The sequence below is a fragment of the Micromonospora sp. NPDC005220 genome, from assembly GCF_040607895.1.
Lineage (GTDB): Bacteria > Actinomycetota > Actinomycetes > Mycobacteriales > Micromonosporaceae > Micromonospora.
Genome location: NZ_JBEXHP010000244.1, coordinates 1 through 1236 on the forward strand (window position 1 = coordinate 1; position 1236 = coordinate 1236).

2 protein-coding genes are annotated in these 1236 nt (G+C 71.4%); one reads left to right on the plus strand and one right to left on the minus strand.

Translation table 11 applies throughout. The annotated features are described in order from the left end of the window. Positions 1-27: 27 nt before the first annotated feature. Positions 28-198, minus strand: coding sequence for a hypothetical protein (locus tag ABZU52_RS32445; protein ID WP_196925298.1), 171 nt, complete (start codon positions 196-198; stop codon positions 28-30). A 208-nt stretch (positions 199-406) separates the two neighbouring features. Here ABZU52_RS32445 and ABZU52_RS32450 point away from each other — a divergent pair, with 208 nt between their 5' ends. After that, positions 407-1093, plus strand: a complete 687-nt coding sequence (locus ABZU52_RS32450) for a DUF4191 domain-containing protein (RefSeq protein WP_354974722.1) — start codon at positions 407-409, stop codon at positions 1091-1093. Positions 1094-1236: the final 143 nt, after the last annotated feature.

The following is a 1236-nucleotide window of genomic DNA, read 5'->3' on the forward strand; positions in this document are numbered from 1 at the left end:
TGGGCGCGACAGTCGCGCTGGGCGCGGTCACCGGCGGGCGTCGCTGGCGCGACCGGCCTGCCTGCGCCGGCCCAACCACCCGCGGCTGACGGGACGCGACAGCGACCGGGCGAGCCGGTCGGCGGCCGCGTCGGCGCGCAGCTCGGCGGCGTGGGTACGGTGCAGGGTGAGCAGGAAATCTGCGTCGTTGCCGAACATGTCGGGCTCCTTCGTGGCGTCGTCATCTGCTACTGACGACTGTTCGCGCGAAGGCCCCACCCGGGCATGGGCATGGCGCCTCATCTTCCCGGCCCACAGCCTCCTTACCCGGCCGGTCCGGACGCCTAGGGCGACGTAAGGTACTCAGCTGCCCCGGGCACCCGGACGCGGATCAACAGGGCCGGGGGCGACCACTAGACTCTGCGGCATGGCAAAGCCCCAGGAGAAGGTCTCGTTCGGCCAGCGGCTGAAGCAGATCGGGATGGTGTTCCAGTTCACCGCCAAGCAGGACCGGTGGTTCGCGCCGTTGGTCGCCGCGGCGGTGCTGCTCCCGCTCGCGCTCACCGTGGTCGCGGTCATCTTCTGGGGCTGGATCTGGCTGCCGCTGGGCATCCTGTTCATCCTGCTCGCGGTGCTGATCGTGCTCAACCTGCGATCCAACAAGGCGATGATGAACGCCGCCGAGGGGCAACCCGGCGCGGCGGCGCAGATCATGGAAAACATGCGCGGCGACTGGCGGGTGACCCCGGCGGTCAGCTCGACCACCCAGATGGACATGGTCCACCTGGTGATCGGCCGCCCGGGCGTGATCCTGCTGGCCGAGGGCAACCCGCAGCGGGTGCGCGGCCTGCTCGGCCAGGAGAAGCGGCGGCTGTCCAAGGTGATCGGCTCCGCGCCCCTGCACGACTACGTGATCGGGCAGGAGGAGGGCGAGCTGCCGATCCGCAAGCTCCGGACGACGCTGCTTCGCCTGCCCCGCGCCCTCTCCGGCAAGGACGTCAACTCGCTGGACAAGCGACTCAAGGCGCTCACCGCCCGGCCGCAGATGCCCAAGGGCGCGATCCCGAAGAACATGCGGCCGCCAGGCGCCTTCCGCCAGTCGCGGGGCCGCTGACCCCCGAGGTGTACGCGAAGGAGCCGGACCCGCACGGGTCCGGCTCCTTATGCGTACACCCTCATTGCCGCCCGGCCGGCCACCCGAAGCTCCTGGCCCTGGCCCTGGCTTCCTGCCCGGCCCAGCGCGGCCCAGCGCGGCCC